This is a genomic window from Thiomonas sp. DCM-2, from assembly GCF_056820905.1.
The window spans coordinates 2,918,501-2,943,408 of the sequence record NZ_CM165962.1; the positions used below are offsets into that span (position 1 = coordinate 2,918,501).

The following is a 24,908-nucleotide window of genomic DNA, read 5'->3' on the forward strand; positions in this document are numbered from 1 at the left end:
AGCATTGCGTCTTTTTATGGCAAGCCAGAGTACAGGGCCGAATCAGGTTGTACGGAGACTTATTTAGGACAGACCCCGTCGCTCGTGCATGGCGCCAATCCCATTTTGGCTCGCTGCAAATTGAGTTGCTGCAATCCTGGGTCGATCGCCTGTGAGGTACTGCCAGGCTTTCCCTGTGCTGCTGGTCCCGGAGGTGCTTTTTGTGGCTGCTGCGCAGCAGATGGGGCAGATGCGGAATGGGCAGGCGATAGCGGCCCTGCTGGCTGTGCTGATGCGACGGACCGCTTTCCACTCAACTCAACCTGGAGGTCAAGGGTTTGGTTTTGACCATTCTGCTTGATCGTGGCAGCGTCAGGCTTGACGGATTCGAGTTCGAGACCGTCGGTCGTTTTCTCGCCAGACTTCAGGCGTTGTGTCTGACCCGTTTTCGCGTTGCGCAGCAGGACGACGGCTTCTTTGGGCGTCTGCGCAATGCCGGTCAGCTCGAACTGCGTCGGCGGGGCGACAGGGGCGGACGCCTGTTGCGCAGGTTTGCGCGAGGCGACAAAGAGGGGCTGGTCGGTGATGCGCGCATAACTGGGGAGCGGCTGAAGCTGAAACGGCGGTTCCAGCTTCAGTTCGGGCGGCGTTGCCGCATGGCGCGACTTCAGCGCCAGCACACTCTCCCGCAGCGCCATGCCTTGCTGCCATTCATACGCCAACAGGACGGCCAGTGCCCCTGTCGCCAGGAGCAAGACGACGCTGAGACGCTTTTGCCCCGACATCTGGAGGATGCTCATACTGCCTTCTTTCGCGCGAAACCGCTCAGATCGAACTGCACCTGGAGCTGAAGCGGCGGCGCTGTGCCGTTGGGCGGCGTGTAGGCATTGATGGTGCGGATGCTGAGGTTGTTGATGAACAGGTAGGGGGTGGCGGTTTCGAGCCCGTAGAACAGCTTTTCCACACCGTCGAGCCCTGCGGTGAGCTGGACATTGACGCCGACACGGGTGAGTTGCCCTTCGTCCTTGGGAGGAAGGATATTCATGCTGAGCAGCTTGCCGCCATTCGCGTCGATGAGGTGTTTGGCGTTTTCCTGAATTTCGGCAGCAGCAAGCACGGGGTTGTTATTGCGCAGATAAAACCGCGCCGGGTTGAGTTGCTGCAGTTGCACCATCTGTTTCTGCAGGGCAGGCGCCATGGAGATGATGCGCTGCTCGCGAGACAGGCGATCAATGCGCTGATCGATGGCCGACTGGTAGTACGCATGCAACTGCATCGCGGGAATGGCGATGGCGGCAACTGCAGCAGCAAGTACGGCCAGTAGCAGAAGCAAGGCCAGCATGCGGCTTTGCCTGGGCGTCATGGGAGCCAGGGTGAGGTTCATGATGTCTTGGGTGCGGAGGAGGCCGACTTGGGCGCGCTGGCCGCAGGCGCTTTTGCCGCGCTTGCGGAACTTGCAGGGGCGCGGGGTGCAGACGCCTTCGCAAGGGCGTGAGATGCAGACGGCGCTGGCCGGGATACGGCAGCTTGCGGTGGCATGCTCTTGCCGATCACCGTGGCCTGCGTTGGAACGAGCGAGGCTGTTTCGACCTGGGTGCTGAGCTGGAAGTGCTCGGTATTTTCACCCGCGCCTTTGGTGAGTGGCGCTGTGAAACTGGCGCCGCTCAGAACGCGGGAATTTTCAATCAAGCCGATGAGCTTGGATGCAGACCCGGTGTCGCCCTGAATCTGCAAGGTGTTGCCATTGAGGTTGAGCTGTTGCACCCAGGTGTCCTGGGGGAGCAGGCGCGTGAGTTCATCGAGCAGCAGAATGGCGGACGGTTGCGTGCGCTTTTTTTCGCTGAGGAGGTTGTAGGTCTGCTGCTCAGCCTGCACCCGGTCGCGGAGTTGTTCCACTTTTTGCGTGGCGATGTCGGCCTGGTGCACGACAGGGAGAAGACGAATGGACGCCTCACGCTTGATCCAGATGGGCAACGCAATGGCCGACACGCCCAGCACGGCAACCAGGGCGACAAGGGCGATGTTGAGCTTGCTCAGCCGAAGCGTACGCTTGGGACGCACAGATTCAGGCAGGAAGTTCAGCGGCGCGACGTGGGGCACAAGATCGTCCAGCGTGACGGCGGCTGCGGGTTTCAAGCCGCACTGGCGCAGGTGCTGCACGGCCTGATCCACGACGGTGCGCGGAACCAAACCGAGCAGCAGCGTGAGTTTTCCCAGTGCCACATCCCGGTGGATCAGGCGGTAGTCGAAATACACCTGATCGGCGCGGAAAGGGGTGTAGTGGTCGATCTCGTATTGCAGGACGGTGCGGAGATTTTCCTCGGTCGCAATGGGCAGCGAAATTTGCTTGCGCAGCACCAGCCTGGGCGGCAGGGCAACCCAATGCGTCTGTCCGGATGGAATGTGCGCCGCCTTGAGGACGGCGCTCACGGCCTGCTGCTGTGCGCGAAAGTCGCTGCCTTCCAGGTTTTTGCGCGCCACTTCCACCCAGCGTCCAGACTGGTATCTGCGGGCTGAGAACTGACCATCCTCGACGCTGGTGAGACAGGCATCGAACATGTCGACATCACCGGGCCGCCAGGTGGCGGGCAGCAGTGCGGCCAGCTCCGATGCCCACCAGCCGAGGAAGGCGCGCCATTGCGCGGTCAATGTCTGCCGGATGTCGGCGGTACGTGGAGGGGGTGTTGCCATCAGGGAATCGTGCAGCGCGGGCGGAGGATGCCCACCGAGGGGAGAAGTGTATTGGATCGACGTCTGCGCTCGATACGAGCACACTAGGTGTCACGCGAGGCCGTGGTCTGTGCCGGCACAGGGAAATCTTCGCGCCACGACAGGATCTGATAGGGATGTCCCGGCTGGTTGGTGATGCGCACAATGGCCTCACGGGTGAAACCGACACCGTCCGCCAAACGAACTGCTGCACGCACACCAACGATTCCCGAGAGTGCCGCGATGTTGTAGGGACCGGCCTGGGGGAGTGCCGGCACGGGTTGCCGCGCCTGCAGCAGCGCGTCACGCTGCTGCACATAGGCACGCGCAAGCTCTGGGCTCATGCCAGGGATGGCACTGAGCACGGATTCCGACGCAATCAGGGTGTTGACGCCAGGCAAACCGGTGTACACCGTGACCAACGGAGCGATGCGTCGAAACAGACCCGGCGTCATGCCGGGCACCTGGAGCAGTGTCTCGATGTTGAGGAAGGGTCCATGGGGTTGGATGAGGCCGAGCTGCGGCTGCAAGCCCGCCCCTGTTGGCAGCGGCGCGCGCCATGCCACGATGGTCTGCGCGAGTTGGCCAGCGCGACCGTCGTCCAATCCGACAGACTGAAATAGGCTCTGGAGCAGCGCGGGCGGAGCGCCGTTGAGGTCGATTTTGCCGGATTCGTCGGTCAGGGTGACGGCGATGTCCTGACCATCCAACCGCATCTGATGCGTTTGCCCGTCGGGTTTCCACGCGGTCGGCACGGTCTGCTGCCCAAGGAGTTCGAAGATGCCGCGAAACACTCCGCCGTCGGCGAGTGCCTGCGCCTTGGCGCTATCCACAGAATTCGCCGCCATTTGCGTGCTGCTGTGCACGCTGTAGGCAAAGCTACCCGCAATGATGGTCAGAAGCACGAGAACCCAAAGCACGAGAATCAGCGCAATGCCTCGCTGACCTTTTCGGCAGCACAGTGTCTGGGCTTGCGTCATTTCACACTCGCAGCAGCGGCCATGTCCACCCGCGGTGCCACAACGAGATCAGGCCATGCGGAGCCGTCATCGAGTGTCACTCGCATGCGGATGAGTTGCGGCGCGTTGGCACTGTCCGGCCAATTCGACAGCCAGGAAGCGGGGCGCTGGCTCCCGGCAGGCGCGCCAAAATACGCAAAATCCAGATGCGAAACCCGATCGATCAGCACAAGTGGTGCGTTCGTGGTGTCGTCGGCCTGTCCTTGCGTTGCTGATCCGGTGTGATCGACTGGCTCACGCAACAGCACGAGTGCCTGAGCGTCGTTATGGGGCATCAACGCGAACGTCAGAACGTAAAGCCCGCCCTTGGCGGCTGCCGCGGGCATGCGCGCAACGAACCGCAGTCGGCTTGCACCCCCCTCGTATCCAGCCAGCAGCGCATTCGGATCTTGCGGGTTCAGTTGCAGACGATAAGGAACAGCCTGTGAAATTTCACGGCGCATGAAGTTCTCGACAAGCTGCATCTGCGAGACATTGTCAGTAAAGGCACTGCCGCGATCCCAACTGCTGGAGGCCAGTCGCAGGCCACCAAACAGCAGCATGAGCAACATGCTGAGCAAAAGCAGGGCAATCATCATTTCCAGCAGAGTCAAGCCCTGCTGCACGCCGCGTCTGCCCGGCCTCATGATGCGGAAGCCCCGATTTTCAAAGTGCGCAGACTGACAGCGCGTTGTGCCGTGCCCTCGCCCCACTGGACTGTGACATCGACCCGGTACAGCGACAGATTGCTGCCGGGGGACTGGGCCACCGGCGTCATGCGTGCCGACCAGCGGTAGCCGCCAGCAAACTCGCCCGTGACCTCGCCAGGCACGAAGGGCTGTGTCACACCAATCTCCGAGAGCTTGGACTGGGCGTCAAGCACGGCTCGGGTGTACTGCTGCCCATCGCCGAGATTGCGCAAGCCCCCGGAGAAGATGTTCATCAGCACACCCAGCGTCAGCGCCAGAATGGCAAAGGCCACCAGCACTTCCAGCAAGGAGAAACCGCGCACGGTGTGTCGCGGGGCAAAGGGCCGTTTCACACTAATCCTGCAGGCGTGCAGCGCCAGTGAGCCAGTCCACATCGATCCGATTGGTCTGCCCGTCGAGCGATAGCGTGACCCGACCGCCCGTGGAACTGCCATCTGGATAGAAGACGAAGGAGCCCAATTTGCCGTTATCCTCGACCTCGGCAACGAACAGCCCGATTTGCAGCTTCCCCGGGAGTTGAAAGGCCCGGGGCTGCCCGGAAATCTGAAAGCGCCGGTCATCCACGTTGATGGTGAGTGCGGCAGGTTGGCGGGAGACGATGGCTTGCTCTCGAGTTTGCCGCAGACCTGCCATCAACTCGCGCGATGCCGCCTTGATTTGCGCGCCAGGCGTGCCCGCAGAAATCAGCGGGATGGCCAGACCAGTCATCAATGCCATCAAAACCAGCACCACAAGCAGTTCCAGCAATGTGAAGCCTGCGGTGCTGCGGCGCACAGTGACTACCAACTCTTGACGTCCTCGTTTTCGCCTGTTCCTCCAGGCTGCCCATCTGCACCGTAGGACTCGATGTCGTATGCGCCATGCTTGCCTGGACTGGTGTAGATGAATGCATGCCCCCAGGGATCCTTGGGCACGTCCGGGCTCTTGAGGTAAGGGCCATGCCAATTGCTCACACCGGAAGGATCTTTGATGAGCGCCTCCAGCCCTTGCTGGGTGTTGGGATAGCTTCCGACATCGAGGCGGTAGAGGTCAAGAGCTGCCTCGAAGTGCTTGATCTGCAAATGCGCCGTTTCCGTTTTGGAGGTGGATAGATAGTGGATCACCCGGGGTGCAACCAGACCCGCCAGCAGACCCAAGATCACCAGAACGACCAGCAACTCGATCAGAGTGAGGCCACGCATTCGGGCGACTTGTCGTTGTTTGACTAAAAACATTGAAAACTCCTGGAAATTCAAATTTCGATTACCCAAATGCGAGATTGTTGACACTGAGAATCGCCAACAGAATCGACATGATGATGCCGCCGATCATCAGACCCAAGCTGAGAATCAGCACCGGCTCCATCAGCGCAAGCAAACGCTTGATGGTGGTCTGCGCCTCGCGGTCGTACACATCAGCGACCTGGATCAACAACTCCTGAAGGCGCCCCGTTTCCTCGCCGACCATCACCATATGCACCGCCAGTTTGGGAAACAGGCCGGTCTGCATCAGCGGCTTGCCCAAACCCTTGCCCTCGCGCAGGCTGGCGGTCACCTGGTCCAGGCTGTCGCGCAGGATGGAATTGCCGACGGTTTCCTTCGCGATGGACAAACCCGACAGAAGCACGACGCCATTTTCCAACAAGGTGCCCAAGGTGCGTGTCAGACGGGCGACGTCCAGCTTGAGGATCATCTCACCGAAGAGTGGAAGTCCAAGAAACCAACGATCCCATCTCGCCCTGCTGATCGGGTTGCGTAATTGTGCGCGCATGAACCAGACGATGATTGCCACCCCCAACAACAAGGCCCACCAATCTTTGCGCACAAAATTTCCAGCGGCGATCACGACCTGGGTGGGAACTGGCAAGGACTTGCCCGCCTGATCGAACATTTGCGTGAACTGCGGCACCACGAACATGAGCAACAGCAGAACAGAGAGCACCGAGACGGCTGCCAGGATCATTGGATAGATCATGGCGGAGGTCACGGTCTCGCGTAATTCCTTTGCGCGCTCCATGAAATCCGTCAGCCGGAACAACACCACGTCCAGCGCCCCCCCGGCTTCCCCAGCACGGATCATGTTCAGATAGAAGCGGTCGAAAACGTCTTTGTGCTTTTCGAGGGCGACGGACAGTGATGCCCCACTGCGCACCTCCGCCTGGATGCTGGCCAGCAATTCGGCAACTGGGGGCCTGGACGCCATGCCAACCATGATGTCCAGGCAACGGTCGAGAGGCAGCCCGGCACGCAACAGAGTTGCCAGCTCGCGGGTGAGTTCCATGACCTCGCCGCGTGTGACACGCCGGCTCTGGAACAGACCTCGCGATGCGTTCGAGGTGTTCTGCCCCTCTGCACCATTGGCAGCGGACTCGGTGACGCGAATGGGCAGATGTCCGCTGCTTTGCAGCCGCTCGACGACGACGGCATCACTGCGAGCGTCCATCGTGCCTTCGACGACCTCACCGCCTCCCGTCACCGCCTTGTACACATAGACAGGCAACTCTCACTCCTCGCGCGTCGCGCGCAAGACCTCTTCCAGGGTGGTCATCCCTGCCGCAACCTTGCGCAAGCCGTTTTCGTACATGGTTTCCATTCCCTGCTCCATCGCAACACGCCGGATTTCTCCCGCAGTGGCGTGGGCCATCACACGTTGCCGCACGGTGTCATTCATCAACAACACCTCCACAATACAGCTTCTGCCTATGAAGCCCGTGTTACCGCAAAGTTCACAGCCCCTGGGGTGATAGAGCACGGGTTCTCTGTCGGCGAAATACCGCTTCAGACCGATTTCTTCGAGAAGCTCCGTCGTTGGCGTGTAGGGTTGACGGCACGCCGTACATAGATTGCGCACAAGGCGCTGTGCCTGCACGCCGACAATGGTGGAGGTCAGCAGGTAGTCTTCAACGCCCATGTCAAGCAGACGGTTGATGGTGCTCGCGGCGTCATTGGTGTGCAAGGTGGACAGCACCATATGGCCGGTCAAGGCCGACTGGACGGCGATCTGCGCCGTTTCCAGGTCGCGGATCTCGCCCACCATGATGACGTCAGGATCTTGCCGCACGATGGAACGCAGGGCATTGGCAAAGGTCAGGCCGATCTGCGGCTTGACCTGGATCTGATTGATGCCGTCCATCTGGTATTCCACCGGATCTTCGACGGTCAGTATCTTCAGATCGGGCTGGTTGATGGTCTGCAGTGCGGTGTACAGCGTTGTGGTTTTGCCGCTGCCCGTCGGCCCAGTAACCAGAAGAATGCCATGCGGCTGCATCAGTGCTGATTTGAAGACTTTCAGGTTTTGCGCATCAAATCCGAGACGGTCGAAATCCAGCAGAGTGGATGACTTGTCCAGAATCCGCATGACGACGCTTTCGCCGTAGAGCGTCGGGACGGTGGACACGCGCAAATCGGCCTCTTTGCCATGAATCCGCAGTTTGATGCGCCCGTCCTGAGGCAGACGGCGCTCGGCAATATCCAGACTTGCCATGATCTTGATGCGGGAAATCACCGCAGCTGACAGCCGGCGTGGTGGCGATTCAACTTCATGCAGCACGCCGTCAATCCGGTAGCGAACGATCAGCCGATTTTCGAAAGGCTCCACGTGAATATCGGACGCCCGGGATTCCATGGCCCGACTGATGATCAGGCTGACCAGGCGAATGACGGGCGCCTCGCTGGCCAGGTCCTTCAATTGCTGCAGGTCTTCGTTGCCGGACTCGTCCTCGAGCATTTCGATGTCGCCGACGATCTGATCCATCGACGACTTCCCAGACCCGTAAAGCCGGTCGAATGCGGCTTGCAAATCGGTCGGCGTCGCAAGAACGAAGTCAACAACTCTCCCGGTGGCCAACCCCAGGGATTCCTTTAAAAAACCATCAAATGGATCTGCAATGGCGACGGTCACTCGTTTGCCATCGTCCGCCAGAGGAAGTGCCAAGGCCTCTCTCAAATACCTCTGCGAAATGAGATGGGCAAACAGGGGAAGCTCCGGATAATCTTCCGGTCTTGCGGGAGGGACTCCGCTCTGTACCGACAGCGCTTGCAGAAGATCGACTTCCGTAATGAACCCAAGGCGCAGCAGGATCTCACCAACCCGCCCGGACTGATCGTCTTGCTGCAAGCGCAAGGCGCGGTCGACCTGCGCCTGATCAACCTTGCCCTGTTCAATCAGAATCTCGCCAAGACGTTTTTTCACGAATGACTCTTCATATTTCGGGTAACGGAAAACTATAACAGGACAAACGAAAATTTCAGGTTGACCGGCCAGCTTCAAGTACACACGGCACACCGTTGCGGTTGATGGAGGGGCAGGATATTTGGGGACTGGGGAGGATCACGACGCCCACCTAAAAGCGCTCAACCGGGCGATGCCACACCTGAATGTCGCCCGGGCGGCGGTCAGCGCGGGCGGTGACTGGAGGTTTGCGGATCAGCAATTTCCCGGAAAAGGCCGGGCCGCATTCGGGATGTAGGGGATTTTCCGGCACATAGCATTCGGCACATCTGTCCATTCCTGTTGCCGGAGTTGCCCGTATGTTCAAGTCTGCCCTCAATCACCTCAGCGTCATGGCGCTGATCGAAGGTTCCTCGCTGATCGCGCTGGTGCTGCTGGCCGTGCCGTTGAAGTACCTGGCGGACTGGCCGGTCGGGGTGAAGATCATCGGGCCGATTCATGGCGCGCTGTTCCTCTGGGCCACGCTTGCCCTGTTTGTGACCCTGTCACGCGGGCAGTTGACGCCCGCGCGTGGGGCTGCGGTGTTTCTGGCCTCGCTCATTCCGTTCGGCGGGCTGTGGTCGCACCGCATGATGCGCCGCCAGCTCGACGCCGCCCGCGCCTGACTGTCATTGCAAATCCAGCCGCACCGCTCCGCTGTGGCGGAAGGGAATCTGCAGCAGGGTCTGGCCGATTTCCGCCGTGCCTTTGATGAGGTAATTCACTGTGCCGTCGGGTGGCAGGGTGGCGATGAGGGTCAGCAGGGTGGCACTGTCCACGTTCACCTGCACCGGCACCTGCGCCTGCTGTTGCGCCGCGATGGCAACCGGCGCGGTGCTCACCCCTTTCGCCACGTCCAGGCCGTTGAACTGCAGGGCAAACCGCAGTTTTTGCAGCGGCAGGGTCAGCGCGCCGGTGTTGCGGATATTCAGGGTGAGATCGAGGATGGCGTTGGAACCCTGCAGCGCCATGCCGTCCACGCTGCGCAGCGAGACTTCGGGAATGGCCGACTGCTGAGCCTGCACCGGCAATGCCCACACCACCGCCGCGAGCACCCACCACACCATGCGCCACAGCGCATCGCGGGCACGGGGGTGGATCCGCATCTCAGTGGCCGGCGAAGTCGACCAGGGTGAACAGCGGCAGGCCTGCCTCGCGCAGCAATCTGGAGCCGCCCAGCTCGGGCAGATCGACGATGGCCGCGCCCTCCACCACGCTGGCGCCGAGTTTTTCGAGCAGGCGCTTGCCGGCCATCATGGTGCCGCCGGTGGCGATGAGGTCGTCGATCAGCAGCACGCAATCGCCGGGGCGCACCGCGTCGGTGTGGATTTCCACCGTGGCGCTGCCATATTCCAGCTCGTATTCCTCGGACACGGTATCGAACGGCAGCTTGCCCTTCTTGCGGATGGGCACGAATCCGATGTTGAGTTCATACGCAATCACCGCACCCAGGATGAAGCCGCGGGCGTCGATGCCGGCCACCACATCGGGCCGCAGATCGGGTGCCATGTAGCGATGCACGAACTGGTCGATGAGCACCCGGAACACCCGCGGGTTCTGCAGCAACGGCGTGATGTCGCGGAACTGCACCCCGGGAGACGGCCAGTCGGGCACGGTACGAATGTGTTGGCGCAGATAGTCGATGACGTTCATGATGAAACCAGCGAAAAGGGCAATGAACTCTCCCACCGCTAAACGCATGGCGTTGTAGCGGGGGTTTCGCGGGTCGCAGACTTCGACTTGCCCCGTTGCCGGGGTAGAGGTTTGGGTCTCGCCGCCACGCCCGTCCCAGGCGTGTCCTGCGTTTGAAATGCGTCGATGAGCACCACCGCGGCGCTGTTCTGATCGCGCGGCATGACGTGCCCGCAGTGCGGACAACAGTGCGTGCGCTGCTTGAGCGTCTTGGGCACGATCTCCCAGCACGCCGAACAGCGTTGCGATGGCTTGAGTTGGCGCGTGTTGCTCAGGTGCCGTCGCGTACCAGCTTCTTCCGCTTTGTACGCGAGCATCTGATGCGCCAGGCCGAACGCCGCCGAGAGAATCTCCCGGTTGAGCCCGGCCCTCTGCCGCACACGCCGGCCCGGTGCATCGACCGTGCCTTTAGCGCTGCGGCTCATGTTCTTCGGAGCCAGTTGCTCGGTCGCCAGGACAGCGCATTGCTGCACCATCCTGGTCGTTTCCTTGTGCACGAAGTCCCGGCGCAGGTTGGCGATGCGATCATGCAGCCGCGCCACGCGCTGGCTCAATCGCTTGTATCGGATCGACCCCTTGCGCTTGCGTGCGCGCTGGCGTTGCAGGGTCGCAAGCTGGGGCAGTTCCTCGCGCATCCAGCGCGGGTTCGCAATCGTCTGTCCATCGTCGAACGTCGCCCAGTCCGTGACGCCAAAGTCCACACCCCGGCGTGCGTCACCTGTGCGCTGCCGTGCGCAGGCTTCTTCGGGCACGCGCAGCGTCACCGACGCGAACCATGCGCCGTTCCTGCGCGTGAGGGTGATGTCGTTGGGCTTGGCATCAGCGCCGAAGCGATGCTGCCCACGCGCCCTGATGGACATGGCCGATTCGCCGCTGCCAAGCCGCAGCGTCGCACCGCGATGGCCGTTTTGCAGCAACTTCCATCCAGCCGGGTCGGGGTACGCGAAGCCGGAAAATCGCCTCAAAGCCTTGAAGCGCGGAAATCCGGGCGTCTGCCCGGCCTTGACGCGGCGAAAGAACGACTGAAACGCCAAATCGAGGCGGCGCAACGTCTGCTGCAAAGCGTGGCTGCCGAGTTCGATGAACTCAGGGCGCGCAGCCTTGATCTCCGGCAGCGTGTTCTGCTGGTCGAAGTAGCTGATGGATTTGCGCTCTTTGCGCCAGGCGTCGATGCGTTCTTCGAGCGCGGCGTTGTACAACTCGCAATGCAACCGCATCCAAGCCTCAAGCTGCGCGGATTGCGCGGCATTAGGGTAGAGCTTGAACGTGACCTTGCGATGTTGCATGCTGTGTTTTTATCCAGATAATAGACGGCCCACAAGCCAAAACCGCCCGCTTGCCCCCCTCCTGGCCTTCGGCCTAGCAGGGGGAATGCGCGGGCAAGTGTTCATGCGGACGTGTCGTCGCCGAACACCTCGAAATACGACGCCGATGACGCCCCGGACAGCACCGGGAACAGCACCAGCAGCCCCAGGCCCATCGGCAGCACGGCCAGCAGCGAGATCGGCAGCAGCAACACGGTGAACAGGGTGATGGGCGCCAGATTCGCAAACCCGGCGCGCACCGACAGCCTCACCGCATTCCACGGGCTCACGCCGCCGAGCGCCACCAGGGTGTTGACGAACCAGAACGCCACACTGAACAGATAGAGCGCCAGCAGAACGAGCAGCAGCAGGGTCATGAGCGACCCGGCCACCGCGCCCATGCCAGCAGCCATGCCCATGCCGGGGGTCATCATCCGGGCGAATGCGCCGATACTGGCCAGGCCCAGGCCGAACATCGCGCCCAGGCCAATCACGATCACTGCGCCAATCGCGCCACCCAGCGCCAGCACCAGCAGGGAGGCCAGCAGCAGCGGACCGATACGCTGCGTCCACACCTTGCTGGACGCGCTCAGTGCGCCCTCATTCTCCGGTTCCAGCGGCATGCCGACCGGCGTGATCTCGCGCGCCCGCGCCGCGCGTCGCCGCAGCAATGCGGCAAAGATGACGCCCAGCGCCAGCAGGGGCAGACTCAGCCATTGCGACAGCAGCCCGCCCATGGGCAACTCCCCCAGCAGCCACAGCACTGCGAGCAGGGCTGCGGCCAGACCGACCCAGGGCAGTGGCGCCTGCATGAAACTGCGCCAGCCCTGCGCCCACCACCGCAGGGCTGCGGCTGCGGAAACGCGACGGAACGTGGGGTCGGGAACAACGAGATCGGTGGCGGTCATGGCAGGCTACCAGTGGAACAGGCTGCCATTATCTGCCGCCGATCTGTCGGGCTTACCACGCAATATCCTCCAGCCGCTGGCGCGTGACCTGCGGCCCCATGACGCCGATCACCAGCGCCACGCCCATCATCGCTGCAGCGATGAAGGTGAACACGCCGACATCGCCCGAAGTCTTGAGCAGGTCGGCGATGATGAACCCGCTGATCACCGCGCTGATGCGGCTGAACGAATAGACGAAGCCCACCGCCTGCGCACGGATGCGCGTCGGGTAAAGCTCGCTCTGGTAGGCATGGAAGGCATAACTCATGATGTTGTTGCAGAAGGTCACGAGAATGCCGAACACGATGATGGCCGCCGCGCTGCCCGCGTTGGCGAACAGCAGCCCGAACAGCGCCACGCCCAGCGCCGGCACGACGATCAGCCATTTGCGCTCGAAGCGGTCGCCGAAGGTCGCGCCGATCAGCGAAGACACCGGGTAGGCAATCGCGATGATGAAGGTATAGAGCAGCGACTTCGGAATGTCGTAGCCCTTGGCGATCAGGTAGGTCGGCGCCCAGCTGGCGAAGCCGTAATACCCCACGGTCTGCAGGATGTTGAACAGGATGACTTTGGGGGTGGCAGCGGCTGGCCGGTTTCGCGCTGCACCTGCGCCTCGATGCGGCTGAGAATGACGTCTGCCGCGTGGTGGCGCCCCTTCTGCTCCAGCCAGCACGGCGATTCAGGCAGGCGCAGGCGGATGAACCAGATCGGGATGGCGCCGAACGCGCCGATGATCGCCACCCAGCGCCAGCCGTCCAGCCCGGCAAGGGTGTGCGGCACCAGCAGCCAGCCGAGAAACGCCACGATGGGCACGGCGCTGAAGGTGATGAACTGGATGAACTCTCCCGCCACTAAACCGCTTGCGCGGTTGTCGTGGGGGCTTCGCGGGTCAAGGACCTGGACTTGCCACGTTGCCGTGGCAGAGGTTTTGGTCTCGCCGCCACGCCCGTTCCAAGCGTGTCCTGCGTTTGAAATGCTTCGATGAGCACCACCGCAGCGCTGTTCTGATCGCGCTGCATGACGTGCCCGCAATGCGGGCAGACGTGCATGCGGTCTGCGAGCGTCTTGGGCACGATCTCCCAGCAGGCTGAGCACCGTTGCGATGGTTTGAGTTGGCGCGTGTTGCTCAGGTGCAGGCGCGTACCAGCTTCCTCCGCTTTGTACGCGAGCATCTGATGCGCCAGGCCGAACGCCGCCGAGAGAATTTCCCGGTTGAGCCCGGCCTTCTGCCGCACACGCCGGCCCGGCGCTTGCACCGTGCCTTTGGCGCTGCGGCTCATGTTCTTCGGAGCCAGTTGCTCCGTCGCCAGGACAGCGCATTGCTGCACCATCCTGGTCGTTTCCTTGTGCACGAAGTCCCGGCGCAGGTTGCCGATGCGCTGTAAGCGTTCAGCCAGCGGCGTGATTGCGCTCGAGCTATTGGGTGGGTAGATGCAGCAGCATCAGGCAGCAGTCTTCACGCGTCGGGCAGTGCGCCGCTGCACCGCCTTGGTGGTGTGCGATGGGCATACTGCTGCGACGCACTCGGTGAGGTTCACCGCTGCCAGAAGCATGAACTTGATCGCATCGGTTTTCACGTCCAGCAGGTCGTGATCCTGCAGGCGGCTGTAGACGAACGCCAGCAGGTTGGGCTCGGCGTGGGAGTCGATCTGCTGCTGCAGCGCCTGCGCCTGCTGCAGCGTGGTCAAGCCGTCGAGGAAGAGCATCTTCGCCACGAGGCGGTCGAGGCAGCGATCTTGCAGATCCTCGCAGACCATCGGCCATGCATGTCCGCTGATCTTCATCGCCTGGTACACCACGAAGAGGATGTTGAGGATAATCTCGACCTGCTCCAGCCTGGCGCCCAGGCGCGGCAGGACCAGCACACTGGCAAGCAGCGTGGGCTGGTGCGCATGGATCTCGTCGGCGAGCGCCTCGCGCGCGCGCAGATCCATGCGGTCGACGGTGAGGATCGCCTGGGCAACAATGCGCGTGGAGATCCGCTGCGTCATCGGGGCGCGGCCCTGTCCAGGTCCGAGCACAGCGGGTCCTGCCCGAAGTGCTGCGTCCACAGCCTGGGGGTGAGTTCGACCACCCGGGACTGGGGATGTCGGCCCACGCGCTGCAACACGTCGACCAGATAGGTGTACGGGTCGATACCCTGCAGCACGCAGGTGGCGATGAGGCTTTGCAGGATGCCCACATGGCGTGCGCCGACCTCGCTCCAGCAGAACAGCCAGTTGCGCCGCCCCATCGGGATCGGACGCAGCGCGCGCTCGATGTGGTTCGTGTCGATGGGCACCGCCGGGTCATCGATGAACACTGACAGCGCTGCCCGTCGCTCTCGCACGTAGGCCAGCGCTTTGGTCAACGGATTGCTCGGCAGCAGGCCCTGCTGCGCGAACTGCTGCTCGACCCAGGCGAAGAACGCCTGCACCCGCGCCCGGCTGTGGGTGGCGCGATGCGCCAGCTTGGCCGCACCCTCCCACCCGGCGGCGCGGATCTCGGCCTCGATACGGTACAGCGCGGTGATGTGCTGCAAGGCTTGCGTGGCCGCCCGCGGCTCGGCGTCTTGCGCCTCGAAGAACAGGCGCCGCGCGTGCGCCCAGCACTGCGCGTGGGTGACTCCGGTCTGCCTCGCATAGCGGGCATAGGCCGCGTAGCCATCGCTCAGCAGCACCGTGCCACTGGGCAACTGTCCAAGAACTTGGCTCACATGCTCATGGCGGCGCGAGGCGAAGTGGGGGAAGCACACCTCGTCGTGCTCGCCATACACCGGCCAGAAGTACGTGCCCTTCATCTTCCCCGGCCCGGCGCGGCCGGCCTTGATCGGGGTCTCGTCCATCGTGATCACATGCCCGCCCAGGATCGAGGCCAGCTGCGCATCCACGATGGGCTCGAGCAGCGCCGCAGTCTGCTGCATGAGCTGGGTCAACCAGGCCCGGCTGAGCTTGAAGCCGGCATCGGCCAGCCGCTGATGCTGGCGGTACAGCGGCAGGTGGTAGCGGAACTTGTCCACCGCCATGCCGGCGACGAAACTCACGTCGGCGCGGCTGCCCTCGAACACGCTGGCCGGCGCCGGCGCGCAGTGCAGGGTCGCGGTGTCGAGCCGCTTGATCACCGGGCGCACGTACTTGAGCGCCACATAGGCGCCCGGGCGCTGCGCCAGGCGGTAGCTGACCTTCTCGCCGATGACCTCGTACTCCTCGGCACGCAACCCCTGCGCCTGGGCGCACGGCAGGTGGATGACCTGCACCTCGACCCGCTCGGCGTCGAAGAACGCCGTCGCGTCCTGGTCGCCAGCACAATCTGTCGTGCGTGCGCGCCGCGTGTGCCCGGCCACTTGGCGTCCAGCCTCGGGGGCTTGTGGCGGGATCGGCAGATCACCCAGAATCTGGCCGAGATGAAGTTGCTGCGCATCGGCCACGCTCTGCAGCCGTTCGCTCTTGCTGCCGAAGATCTGTCGCCTGAACCACGCCAGTTGCCGCTGCTGCTCAACGATGGTCTGCGCTTGCGATTGCAGCAACCGCACGAGAGCCTCAACCGCCATGCCCGCCACGATCTGGGCGGTATAGGTCTGCACTTGAGCGGGGTCTGCACGCATGAAAGCATTGTGCCCATGGCAAAGCCCGAAGGGAATCGGGCTTTGCCACATTGCAAAACCCGTTATCGCCACTCCACGTGTCGATGCCGCTTGAACTGCCGCGTCACCTGCAGCCCCTCGAGCAGGAGCTTGAGCGCGGTGAAGTCGATCTCGGCGCTGCGCTGCCCGCCCCAGTCGCGCACAAAGCGGCCGGCCTCCAGCCGTTTGCTCCACACGCACCAGCCGCTGCGATCGAAGTACAGCACCTTGATCTGGTCAGCCCGACGGTTCGCGAACACGAACAGATGCCCGCCCAGCGGGTCGACCTCAAAGCCCTGGCGCGCCAGCGCGTACAGCCCGTCGTAGGACTTGCGCATGTCGGCAGGCTGCCCATACAAGAAGACCCGGATGCGCCCCTCAGGAAAGAACATCAGCGGCGCACCAGATGCAGGCTCATGCCGCCGCCCAGGTCCAGCCGCAACTCCATGGGCGCATGCATGCCGCCGGTACCGACTTCGCCCAACTCGATGAACCCCGCGGCACGCTGCTCCATACGCCCAGTCTTGGCCGTCACGGGCGCAGCCTTCACCTTGCCCGACAGCCGCTCACGCCAGCGCCGATAGCTGCTCACACACACTCGCTCCTGCCGACAAAAGCTCTTGAGCGTCAGCCCCGAGGCCGGGAAACGCTCAATCACGTCGCGCCAGCACGCCTCGTCCAGGTGCCGCCGCCGCTTGACCTCGGCCACCTCTGCCGCGTCGTTCTCCATCTCGAATGTCTCCTCATCCCTGCGATGGGAAACATTCTTCGTGGGATCCGAAACGAACGAAAGAACGCCGCTGGCTTACCGGTTACGATGCGCTCGTGCATTTTGGCAATGCGAGCGCCGATGCGCTTGAAGCGCAACGACCCCTTGCGCTTGCGTGCGCGCTGGCGTTGCAGCGCGGCAAGGCGCGGCAGTTCCTTGCGCATCCAGCGCGGGTTCGCAATCGTCTGTCCGTCGTCGAACGTGGCCCATGCGCTCACACCGAAGTCGACGCCCCGGCGTGCATCGCCCGTGCGCTGCCGCGCGCAGGCTTCTTCGGGCACACGCAGCGTCACCGACACGAACCACTGATCGTTCCTGCTCGTGAGGGTGATGTCGTTGGGCTTGGCCTGAACGCCAAAGCGGTGGCGCCCGCGTGCACGGATCGACATGGCATCCTTGCCGCTACCCAGGCGCAGCGTCGCACCGCTGCCGCCATGCTCCATGAGCTTCCATCCAGCCGGGTCAGGGTACGCGAAGCCAGAGAAGCGCTTGGCGGACTTGAAGCGTGGAAAGCCAGGCGTTTGCCCAGCCTTGACGCGGCGGAAGAACGACTGGAAGGCTAGATCGAGTTTGCGTAGGGTGGCCTGCAAGGCGTGGCTGCCGAGTTCTGCGAACTCAGGGCGCGCCGCCTTGATCTCCGGCAGGGCGTTTTGCTGGTCGTAGTAGCTGATCGATTTGCCCGCCTTGCGCCAGGCGTCGATGCGCTCCTCCAGTGCTGCGTTGTACAACTCGCAGTGCAGTCGTGTCCATGCCTCCAGCCGCGCAGCTTGCGCGGCGTTCGGATAGAGCTTGAGGGTGACTTTACGACGTTGCATGCTGTTATTTTATCCAGCAGAGTGAGGAATGACAACCGAAACCGCCCGCTTGACCCCCTCCTGCCCGGACGGCGTCGCCTATGCGCCGCTGCGCGGCAGGCCAGCCTAGGAGGGGGAATGCGCGGGCATGTGTTCATATCGTCTCCTGGTTTTTTGTGTGCTCCATCATGGAGCCAAAACCGGGGAGATGGGGCGTCTGATTGTGTCGAACCGTGAGCGGGCGTTACTGCGACGCACTCGGCTGCGCCACCCCTGCGCCGGGCTGCTTGAGCAGTTGCGCCCATTCCTCCAGCTCGCGCGGCTCGCCGAACAGGTAGCCCTGCATGTGCTGCAGACCCAGGCTGTGCAGCGCAGCGGCGCATTCGCGGGTTTCCACGCCCTCGGCCACCACATTGATCGACAGCCGCCGGGAAAACTCGACCAGCGCCCGCACGATTTCCGCGTTGCGGACATCCTTGGTGACATCCGAGGTGAAGCTGGCGGGAATCTTGAGGTCGCTGGGGTCGAGGATCTTGAGGTACTCGAACGAGGCATAGCCCTCGCCGAAATCGTCCATCGCCACCCGCACCCCGCCCCTGCGCAGCGACTGCACATTGCGGGCCACGCTGGGAAATGCAGGAATGGCACGACGCTCGGTCACCTCGACCATCAGGCGCTCGGGCGCCCAGGTGTAACGCTGCAGGGTGGCGTTGATGTGCTCGATCAGCGCCGGATCGCCGATCTGATCGGCCTCGATGTTGACCGAGATGTAGCCATTCCATCCCGTCCAGTTCGACAGCACCCGCGCCTCGGAAATGGCTTCTTCCATCACCCAGAAAAACAGCTCACTGGTCTGCGCCGGCGTGAGCTGCGGGAGGAACATCAGCGGTGAATGGCGCTTGGGCGCATCTTCCGCGCGCCAGCGGAACAGCACCTCCAGACCGATCACCTGACCCGATGGAAAACTGACCTGCGGTTGATAAACCAGTGCCGGAGCCCCCGCCCCCGCATGTGCGGCTATTTCAGAAAAGACGTCGCGTTCCACGATGCTGTGCCGCTGTAGTGAAGGATCAAGCCTGAATGTTTCCCGCAGGTTAGCATGGGTTTTGAAGAGTTCCACTCGGGATCGACACCTCTTTTGCGGCATGACAACGGCGTAAGCGCCCCATTTCTTGCAGACCTCACCATGAAGCCACCCACCCGATCCCGCTCCACCCCTGCGAACCGCGCAAGCCTCCCAGCAGCGCAGACCCCTGCGGTCGGCCCGGCCTACCGGGTCAGCGTGGAGGACGCGCAGGCGCATCGATTCCTCGTCGAACTCGACCTGCCCGAGCCCACACCCACGGGCCAGGAATTCTGGCTGCCGGTCTGGATTCCCGGCAGCTATCTGGTGCGCGAGTTCGCCAGACATGTGCTGCAGCTGCAGGCGTGGTGCGCAGGCAAGCCGGTTGCCGTGGACAAGATCGCCAAGAATCGCTGGCGGGTCGCCCCCTGCCGTGGCCCGGTGCGGCTGCGCTACACGGTCTATGCCTTCGATCTGTCGGTGCGCACCGCGTATCTCGACGATGCACGCGGCTTTTTCAACCCCAGCAGCCTGCTGCTCGCCGCAACCGGGCAGGAACAGCGGCCGCACACGGTGGATATCGTCTGTCCGGATTTCGCCCCGCAGTGGACGCTGGCCACCACCCTGCCCGCGCTGCGCTGCGCGGATAACGGTTTTGGCACGCGGCAGGCCGGCAGCTACGCCGAGTTGATCGATCATCCGGTGGAAATGGGCAGGCTGCTGCGGCTGGAATTCAGCGCGGGCGGCGCACGGCATGCGATGGTGATCGCCCACGCAGACCAGCTGCGCGACGCGGTGGACACCAAACGACTGACACGCGACCTGCAGCGCATCTGCAGCGCGCAGATCGCGCTGTTCGAGCCGCGCAGCAAGCGCGCGCCGTTTGCGCAGTATCTGTTCCTGGTCGCGCCCACGGCTGACGGCTACGGCGGGCTGGAACATGCCGACAGCACCGCGCTGATGTGCAGCCGCCGCAGCCTGCCGCATCCGCGCAGGACGGAGGCCGACAGCGACTACCGCGACTTTCTCGGCCTGTGCAGCCACGAGTATTTCCACGCCTGGAACGTCAAGCGCATCAAGCCGCTGGCGTTCACGCCCTACGACCTGGAGCGCGAAAACCCCACCGGGCTGCTGTGGCTGTTCGAGGGCTTTACCGCGTATTACGACGACCTGATGGTGCTGCGCGCCGGGCTGATGACCCCGCAGCAATACCTCGACGGGCTGGCGCGCACCATCAGCGCGGTGCTGCGCGCCCCGGGTCGGCTGGTGCAGAGCGTGGCTGAAGCCAGTTTCGACGCCTGGACCAAGTTCTACCGCCCGGACGAGAACACCGCCAATGCCACGGTGAGCTACTACCAGCTCGGCGCGCTGATCGCGCTGTCGATCGACCTGCGGCTGCGACGCGAGAGCGACGTCACGCTCGACGATCTGATGCGCCTGCTCTGGACACGCTATGGCCGCATTGATGCGCCGCTGCGCCTGCAGGGCGTGGCCGAGGATGCGCTGCCCGCGCTGCTCGCGGAGCTGAGCGGGCTGGACTGGCGCGGCTTTTTCCGCCGCCATGTCCACGGCACCACCCTGCCGCCGCTGAAGGCCCAACTGGCGCAGTTCGGCGTGACCTGGACCGCGCAGGACGACACCGCGCTCGACGCGCTCGGCCTGGGCGTGCAGGAACAGGCCGGCGGCTGGCTGAGCGTGCAGCGGGTGCGCAGCGGCGGCTGGGCGGAGCGTGCCGGGCTGGCCGCGGGCGACCTGCTGGTGGCGCTCAATGGCGAGCGGGCGCGCAAGAGCCTGATCGAGCGCAGCCATGCGCTGGCGCGGCCCGGCGATGTCTGGCGCATCGACAGCCTGCGACAAGACCGGCTGATGCATGCGCAGGCCCCCTGGTTTGCCCTGCCGAGCAGCCGGGTGCAACTGCAGGCTGCCGCCAGGCCGCAGGCCACGCAGCGCCAGCGCCTGCGGGCCTGGCTGGGCCAGGATGCCTGACGCACAATCCGCTATCGCCAATCCAAGGAGACCGCTGATGCAAGCCACCGACGACAACCCCATCCTCACCGAAACCCGCGGCCCGGTCGGGCTGATCACTCTCAACCGTCCCAAGCAGCTCAATGCCCTCAACGACGCGCTGATGGACGCGCTGGGCGCCGCGCTCAAGGCGTTCGACGCCGACCCGGCGATCGGCTGCATCGTGCTCACAGGCAGCGACAAGGCGTTTGCCGCGGGCGCCGACATCGCGGCGATGGCGCAGAAAACCTTTCCGGCCAGCTACACCGAAGACTTCATCGGCCGCAACTGGGAAGCGGTGCTGCAGACGCGCAAGCCGGTGATCGCCGCGGTGCGCGGCTACTGCCTGGGTGGCGGCTGCGAGCTGGCGATGATGTGCGACCTGATCGTCGCCGCGGACAACGCCCAGTTCGGCCAGCCCGAGATCAAGATCGGCATCATTCCTGGCGCCGGCGGCACGCAACGCCTCACGCGCGCGGTCGGCAAGGCCAAGGCGATGGATCTGGTGCTCACCGGGCGGCTGATGGACGCCGCCGAGGCCGAGCGCAGCGGCCTGGTGGCGCGTGTGGTGCCGCTGGATCGAGCGCTCGACGAGGCTGTCGCCATGGGCGAGACCATCAGCGCCTTTTCACGCCCGTCGGTGCTGATGGCCAAGGAGAGTGTGAACCGCGCCTTCGAGACCAGCCTGAGCGAAGGGCTGCGCTTCGAGCGTCGCCTGTTCCAGTCGCTGTTCGCCACCGCCGACCAGAAGGAAGGCATGGCCGCCTTTCTGGAAAAGCGCAAACCGCTTTTCACCCACGGCTGATGCGCTATACTGCGCCGCTTGTTTGGGAGTTGGCGCTTTAGCTCAGTCGGTTAGAGCGACGGAATCATAATCCGCAGGTCCGGGGTTCGAGTCCCTGAAGCGCCACCACAGATCCAGTCCAGTCTTACCCTTGCGCCGAATCTGCCGGGCGCGGTCAAAAAGCCCTTGCGATGCTGCGCGGGCTTTTTTGTTTTGCGTGATGGCAAACGGGTCATTGTCCAGGGAGTCTGCAATGAAATTTCAACCGTCGATCCGCCGGATCGCTGTACGGGCCGCCCTGGGCATGGTGCTGTGCCTGGGCGGCTTCGGTGCGGCGCGGGCGCAGATGACCTACCCGATGGGCAGCCTGCAGGGCAATGCGCAGTTCGGTGCGTTTCCCCAGGTGAGCATCAATTGCACCGACTACACCCTGGGCCCAGGGGTGCGCGTGCTCAGTCCGCAGCAGCGCATCATTCCCCACCAGCAACTCGGGGGCATTCAAGCCCCGGTGGTGTTTCAGCTGGACGCGACCGGCAATGTGTTCCGCGTCTGGCTGGTCAAGCCCGAGGCTGTGGCCCAGCTCCAGGTGCCCAGGGCGCCGGGGCAGTGTGGCCTGTTTTTCAGTAATTGAGACGGTGTGACGCGATGAAAAAGGTCTACATCAAGACATTCGGGTGCCAGATGAACGAGTACGACTCGTCCAAGATGGCAGACGTGCTCGGCGCCGCCGAGGGCTATGTGTCCACATCCACCCCACTGGACGCAGACCTCATCCTGCTCAACACCTGCTCGATCCGCGAAAAGGCGCAGGAAAAGGTGTTCAGCGATCTGGGGCGGCTGCGTGAACTCAAGGCGAACAACCCCGCGCTGCTCATCGGCGTGGGCGGCTGCGTGGCCAGCCAAGAGGGCGAGGCGATTGTGAAGCGCGCGCCGTATGTCGATCTGGTGTTCGGCCCGCAAACCCTGCACCGCCTGCCCGAGTTGATTGCACAGCGCCGCACGCAAGGCCGGGCGCAGGTGGACATCAGCTTTCCCGAGATCGAGAAGTTCGACAACCTGCCGCCCGCGCGGGTGGAGGGCCCAAGCGCCTTCGTCTCCATCATGGAGGGCTGCAGCAAGTACTGCAGCTACTGCGTGGTGCCCTACACCCGGGGCGAGGAGGTGTCGCGGCCGCTGGTGGACGTGCTGGCCGAGGTGGCCGAACTCGCCGCCTTGGGCGTGCGCGAGGTCACGCTGCTGGGGCAGAACGTCAACGCCTGGCGCGGCGGCGAGGGCGAGGATTTTGCCTTCCTGCTGGAATGCGTGGCCGAGATCGACGGCATTGCGCGCATCCGCTACACCACCAGCCATCCCAAGGAATTCACCCAGCGGCTGATCGACGCCTATGGCCGCATCCCCAAGCTGGTGGGCCATGTGCATCTGCCCGTGCAGCATGGCAGCGACCGCATTCTGGCCGCGATGAAACGCGGCTACACCGCGCTGGAGTTCAAGAGCATCGTGCGGCGGCTGCGCGCGGTGCGGCCGAACATCTGCATCGGCTCGGACTTCATCGTGGGGTTTCCGGGCGAGACCGACGCCGATTTCGCGCTGCTGATGCAGCTGATCGAGGACATGCAGTTCGACGCCAGCTTCAGCTTCATCTTCAGTCCGCGGCCCGGCACCCCGGCAGCCAATCTGGCTGACGACACGCCCGCCGAGGTCAAGCTCAAGCGCCTGCAGACCCTGCAGGCGCTGATCGAGACACAGGCCAGCGCCATCAGCGCGGCCATGGTGGACACGGTGCAGACCGTGCTGGTGGAAGGGCCGAGCAAAAAAGACCCGACCGAACTGCAGGGCCGCACCGAAAACAACCGCATCGTGCATCTGGCGGCGCCCGCGCGCCTGATCGGGCAACTGGTGCCGGTGCGCATCACCACCGCCTATCCGCATGCACTGCGCGGCGAGGTGTGCGTGGCAGAGACCGAACAGGCCCTCACGGCCTGAGGCAACACCGACCAAGTCCCTTGCGCGGCGCGCGAGGACTGATTCAGCGCGGCCCCGATCGGCTCCGTTCCCAGGCTTACTTGATCATCAGCCGCAGACTGTCCCAGGCGCGGCCGAAAATGCCGGCTTCGGGCACGGCCTTGATCACCTGCAGCGGATAGGTGGCCAGCGGCTTGCCGCTGATGCTCACCTCGAGCTGGCCGATGCGCTGCCCGGCCGCAAGCGGCGCCACCAGCGGATCAGGCCGCACCACCTTGGTCTGGATGTCCTTGCCCATGCCGCGCGGCACCGAGATCACCACCGGCACGGTCGAGCCCAGCTCCGCCTTGTCCGCAGTGCCCTTCCACACGGTCGCCGTGAGCACGGGCTTGCCCGGCGTGGCCAGCACGATGTCGTCGAAGTTCTGATAGGCCCAGTTCAGCAGCACCTGGCTCTCCTCGCCGCGTGCGCGCTCGGTGGGCGTGCCCATCACCACGGTGAGCAGGCGGCGCGGGCCATTGGGAAATTCGCGTTGCGCCGAGGTGATCATGCAGTACCCGGCCTCTGCGGTGTAGCCGGTCTTCATGCCATCCACCGAGGGGTCGGTGAACAGCAGGCTGACGCGGTTGGGCTGGGTGATGTGGTTGTAGGTGAACTCCTTGACCTTGAAATAGCGCGCGTAGTCGGCCGGAAAGTCGCGGATGATGTGGGTGGCGATGACCGAGAGGTCATACGCCGTGGTGTGGTGGCCAGGGTCGGGCAGGCCGGTCGGGTCCATGAAGTGCGTGCCCTTGAGACCCCACTGCTGCGCCTGCCGGTTCATCATGGCGACAAAGGCGCTGGTGGACCCGGCCACGGTCTGCGCCAGGGTCATCGCCGCGTCGTTGCCCGACTGCACGATCATGCCCAGCAGCAGATCGTTGACCGACACCGGCACGCGCGGATCGATGAACATGCGCGAGCCGCCGGTCTGCCAGGCCTCCTTCGACTCCGTCACCATCTGGTTGAGCTTGATCGTGCCGTCCTTCAGCGCCTTGAAGGTGAGATAGGCGGTCATCAGCTTGGTCAGCGAGGCCGGGGCTTCCTGTTCGTGGGCATTGTGCTCGGCCAGAATCTGGCCGCTGGTGAGATCGACCACCAGCCAGGCGCGGGCATCGAGCTTGGGCGGCGGCACGTTGGCCAGCAAGGCCTGCATGGGGGTCAGCGGCGTGGCCGCGGCGCTGGCTGCGGGCGTCGGCGCTGCGGCGATGGGGGCGGGGGTGGATGCGGCCTGTGCCAGCGGCGACAGGGCAAACAGGCAGGCCGCGCTGCAGGCGGCGATCAATGATGAAAGGGACATGGGCAAATCCTGATGCGGACAACTCGAAAGCCAACACCCTAGCAGCACGCTGCGCGCGCAGGGGT

The 24,908-nt window shown here is 63.8% G+C and carries 29 protein-coding genes and 1 tRNA gene; 6 read left to right on the forward strand and 24 right to left on the reverse strand.

Annotated elements, in window-relative coordinates:
* Window positions 1-59: 59 nt before the first annotated feature.
* The 10 genes from AC1ZQA_RS14160 to gspE form a co-directional block, all read right to left on the reverse strand.
* On the reverse strand, window positions 60-779 hold the full coding sequence (locus AC1ZQA_RS14160) for a type II secretion system protein N (RefSeq protein WP_482677490.1): 720 nt from the start codon (window positions 777-779) through the stop codon (window positions 60-62).
* A complete protein-coding gene (gspM, locus tag AC1ZQA_RS14165; RefSeq protein ID WP_482677491.1) occupies window positions 776-1,363 on the reverse strand; it encodes a type II secretion system protein GspM in 588 nt (195 codons plus the stop codon). Before gspM ends, AC1ZQA_RS14160 begins: the two co-directional genes overlap by 4 nt.
* Entirely contained in the window at window positions 1,360-2,670 is a 1,311-nt protein-coding gene (locus AC1ZQA_RS14170) for a PilN domain-containing protein (protein ID WP_482677492.1), read from the reverse strand. The genes gspM and AC1ZQA_RS14170 overlap by 4 nt, the downstream gene beginning before the upstream one ends.
* An 83-nt stretch (window positions 2,671-2,753) precedes the next feature.
* Window positions 2,754-3,668, reverse strand: a complete 915-nt coding sequence (locus AC1ZQA_RS14175) for a type II secretion system minor pseudopilin (protein ID WP_482677493.1) — start codon at window positions 3,666-3,668, stop codon at window positions 2,754-2,756.
* Window positions 3,665-4,333 carry a prepilin-type N-terminal cleavage/methylation domain-containing protein gene (locus AC1ZQA_RS14180; protein WP_482677494.1) on the reverse strand — a complete coding sequence of 223 codons (669 nt, stop codon included), beginning with the start codon at window positions 4,331-4,333 and terminating at the stop codon, window positions 3,665-3,667. Before AC1ZQA_RS14180 ends, AC1ZQA_RS14175 begins: the two co-directional genes overlap by 4 nt.
* A complete protein-coding gene (locus AC1ZQA_RS14185; RefSeq protein WP_482677495.1) occupies window positions 4,330-4,698 on the reverse strand; it encodes a type IV pilus modification PilV family protein in 369 nt (122 codons plus the stop codon). Before AC1ZQA_RS14185 ends, AC1ZQA_RS14180 begins: the two co-directional genes overlap by 4 nt.
* A gap of 31 nt (window positions 4,699-4,729) precedes the next feature.
* Window positions 4,730-5,170 (reverse strand): GspH/FimT family pseudopilin, encoded by a 441-nt coding sequence (locus AC1ZQA_RS14190; protein ID WP_482677496.1) that lies wholly within the window; start codon window positions 5,168-5,170, stop codon window positions 4,730-4,732.
* Window positions 5,171-5,175: 5 nt separating this feature from the next.
* Window positions 5,176-5,577, reverse strand: a complete 402-nt coding sequence (gene gspG, locus AC1ZQA_RS14195; RefSeq protein WP_482677497.1) for a type II secretion system major pseudopilin GspG — start codon at window positions 5,575-5,577, stop codon at window positions 5,176-5,178.
* Window positions 5,578-5,638: 61 nt separating this feature from the next.
* On the reverse strand, window positions 5,639-6,874 hold the full coding sequence (locus AC1ZQA_RS14200) for a type II secretion system F family protein (protein ID WP_482677498.1): 1,236 nt from the start codon (window positions 6,872-6,874) through the stop codon (window positions 5,639-5,641).
* 3 nt (window positions 6,875-6,877) lie between these two features.
* Window positions 6,878-8,566 carry a type II secretion system ATPase GspE gene (gene gspE, locus AC1ZQA_RS14205; protein ID WP_482677499.1) on the reverse strand — a complete coding sequence of 563 codons (1,689 nt, stop codon included), beginning with the start codon at window positions 8,564-8,566 and terminating at the stop codon, window positions 6,878-6,880.
* A gap of 338 nt (window positions 8,567-8,904) precedes the next feature.
* Between gspE and AC1ZQA_RS14210 the strand changes: the two genes are divergently transcribed.
* Window positions 8,905-9,210: a DUF3817 domain-containing protein gene (locus tag AC1ZQA_RS14210; RefSeq protein WP_482677500.1), complete on the forward strand. Its 306-nt coding sequence runs from the start codon at window positions 8,905-8,907 to the stop codon at window positions 9,208-9,210.
* Between the two features lie 3 nt (window positions 9,211-9,213).
* Here the strand turns inward: AC1ZQA_RS14210 and AC1ZQA_RS14215 are convergent, their stop codons facing one another.
* The 13 genes from AC1ZQA_RS14215 to AC1ZQA_RS14275 form a co-directional block, all read right to left on the reverse strand.
* A complete protein-coding gene (locus tag AC1ZQA_RS14215) occupies window positions 9,214-9,690 on the reverse strand; it encodes an LEA type 2 family protein (protein WP_482677501.1) in 477 nt (158 codons plus the stop codon).
* Window position 9,691: 1 nt separating this feature from the next.
* On the reverse strand, window positions 9,692-10,237 hold the full coding sequence (locus tag AC1ZQA_RS14220; RefSeq protein ID WP_482677502.1) for an adenine phosphoribosyltransferase: 546 nt from the start codon (window positions 10,235-10,237) through the stop codon (window positions 9,692-9,694).
* Window positions 10,238-10,275: 38 nt separating this feature from the next.
* Complete coding sequence (locus AC1ZQA_RS14225) at window positions 10,276-11,562, reverse strand: RNA-guided endonuclease InsQ/TnpB family protein (protein WP_482677503.1); 1,287 nt, start codon at window positions 11,560-11,562, stop codon at window positions 10,276-10,278.
* Window positions 11,563-11,663: 101 nt separating this feature from the next.
* Entirely contained in the window at window positions 11,664-12,488 is an 825-nt protein-coding gene (locus AC1ZQA_RS14230; RefSeq protein WP_482677504.1) for a hypothetical protein, read from the reverse strand.
* A 52-nt stretch (window positions 12,489-12,540) separates the two neighbouring features.
* Window positions 12,541-13,092 (reverse strand): MFS transporter, encoded by a 552-nt coding sequence (locus AC1ZQA_RS14235; RefSeq protein ID WP_482679339.1) that lies wholly within the window; start codon window positions 13,090-13,092, stop codon window positions 12,541-12,543.
* The gene (locus AC1ZQA_RS14240) at window positions 13,026-13,379 is read right to left on the reverse strand and encodes an MFS transporter (RefSeq protein WP_482677505.1); all 354 of its coding nucleotides are present in this window, start codon (window positions 13,377-13,379) and stop codon (window positions 13,026-13,028) included. The genes AC1ZQA_RS14235 and AC1ZQA_RS14240 overlap by 67 nt, the downstream gene beginning before the upstream one ends.
* On the reverse strand, window positions 13,379-13,807 hold the full coding sequence (locus AC1ZQA_RS14245) for a zinc ribbon domain-containing protein (protein WP_482677506.1): 429 nt from the start codon (window positions 13,805-13,807) through the stop codon (window positions 13,379-13,381). Before AC1ZQA_RS14245 ends, AC1ZQA_RS14240 begins: the two co-directional genes overlap by 1 nt.
* Before the next feature lie 162 nt (window positions 13,808-13,969).
* Window positions 13,970-14,518 carry a hypothetical protein gene (locus AC1ZQA_RS14250; RefSeq protein ID WP_482677032.1) on the reverse strand — a complete coding sequence of 183 codons (549 nt, stop codon included), beginning with the start codon at window positions 14,516-14,518 and terminating at the stop codon, window positions 13,970-13,972.
* Window positions 14,515-16,110, reverse strand: a complete 1,596-nt coding sequence (gene tnpC, locus AC1ZQA_RS14255) for an IS66 family transposase (RefSeq protein WP_482676861.1) — start codon at window positions 16,108-16,110, stop codon at window positions 14,515-14,517. The genes AC1ZQA_RS14250 and tnpC overlap by 4 nt, the downstream gene beginning before the upstream one ends.
* A gap of 62 nt (window positions 16,111-16,172) precedes the next feature.
* Window positions 16,173-16,520, reverse strand: a complete 348-nt coding sequence (tnpB, locus tag AC1ZQA_RS14260) for an IS66 family insertion sequence element accessory protein TnpB (RefSeq protein WP_482676862.1) — start codon at window positions 16,518-16,520, stop codon at window positions 16,173-16,175.
* Window positions 16,520-16,858 (reverse strand): IS66 family insertion sequence element accessory protein TnpA, encoded by a 339-nt coding sequence (gene tnpA, locus AC1ZQA_RS14265; RefSeq protein WP_482676863.1) that lies wholly within the window; start codon window positions 16,856-16,858, stop codon window positions 16,520-16,522. Before tnpA ends, tnpB begins: the two co-directional genes overlap by 1 nt.
* Window positions 16,783-17,712 (reverse strand): RNA-guided endonuclease InsQ/TnpB family protein, encoded by a 930-nt coding sequence (locus AC1ZQA_RS14270; protein WP_482677507.1) that lies wholly within the window; start codon window positions 17,710-17,712, stop codon window positions 16,783-16,785. The genes tnpA and AC1ZQA_RS14270 overlap by 76 nt, the downstream gene beginning before the upstream one ends.
* Window positions 17,713-17,935: 223 nt before the next feature.
* Complete coding sequence (locus AC1ZQA_RS14275; RefSeq protein ID WP_482677508.1) at window positions 17,936-18,736, reverse strand: EAL domain-containing protein; 801 nt, start codon at window positions 18,734-18,736, stop codon at window positions 17,936-17,938.
* A gap of 141 nt (window positions 18,737-18,877) precedes the next feature.
* Here AC1ZQA_RS14275 and AC1ZQA_RS14280 point away from each other — a divergent pair, with 141 nt between their 5' ends.
* The 5 genes from AC1ZQA_RS14280 to miaB all read left to right on the forward strand — a co-directional run bounded on the left by AC1ZQA_RS14280 (window position 18,878) and on the right by miaB (window position 23,525).
* Window positions 18,878-20,740: a M61 family metallopeptidase gene (locus tag AC1ZQA_RS14280; protein ID WP_482677509.1), complete on the forward strand. Its 1,863-nt coding sequence runs from the start codon at window positions 18,878-18,880 to the stop codon at window positions 20,738-20,740.
* 37 nt (window positions 20,741-20,777) lie between these two features.
* A complete protein-coding gene (locus AC1ZQA_RS14285; RefSeq protein ID WP_482677510.1) occupies window positions 20,778-21,563 on the forward strand; it encodes an enoyl-CoA hydratase in 786 nt (261 codons plus the stop codon).
* A 31-nt stretch (window positions 21,564-21,594) separates the two neighbouring features.
* Window positions 21,595-21,671, forward strand: a tRNA-Met gene (locus AC1ZQA_RS14290).
* A 124-nt stretch (window positions 21,672-21,795) separates the two neighbouring features.
* Window positions 21,796-22,173 carry a hypothetical protein gene (locus AC1ZQA_RS14295; RefSeq protein WP_482677511.1) on the forward strand — a complete coding sequence of 126 codons (378 nt, stop codon included), beginning with the start codon at window positions 21,796-21,798 and terminating at the stop codon, window positions 22,171-22,173.
* Window positions 22,174-22,187: 14 nt separating this feature from the next.
* Window positions 22,188-23,525: a tRNA (N6-isopentenyl adenosine(37)-C2)-methylthiotransferase MiaB gene (gene miaB, locus AC1ZQA_RS14300; RefSeq protein ID WP_482677512.1), complete on the forward strand. Its 1,338-nt coding sequence runs from the start codon at window positions 22,188-22,190 to the stop codon at window positions 23,523-23,525.
* 76 nt (window positions 23,526-23,601) lie between these two features.
* On the opposite strand, the gene AC1ZQA_RS14305 is transcribed toward miaB, so the two are convergent.
* Window positions 23,602-24,843 (reverse strand): D-alanyl-D-alanine carboxypeptidase family protein, encoded by a 1,242-nt coding sequence (locus AC1ZQA_RS14305; protein WP_482677513.1) that lies wholly within the window; start codon window positions 24,841-24,843, stop codon window positions 23,602-23,604.
* Window positions 24,844-24,908 lie beyond the last annotated feature (65 nt).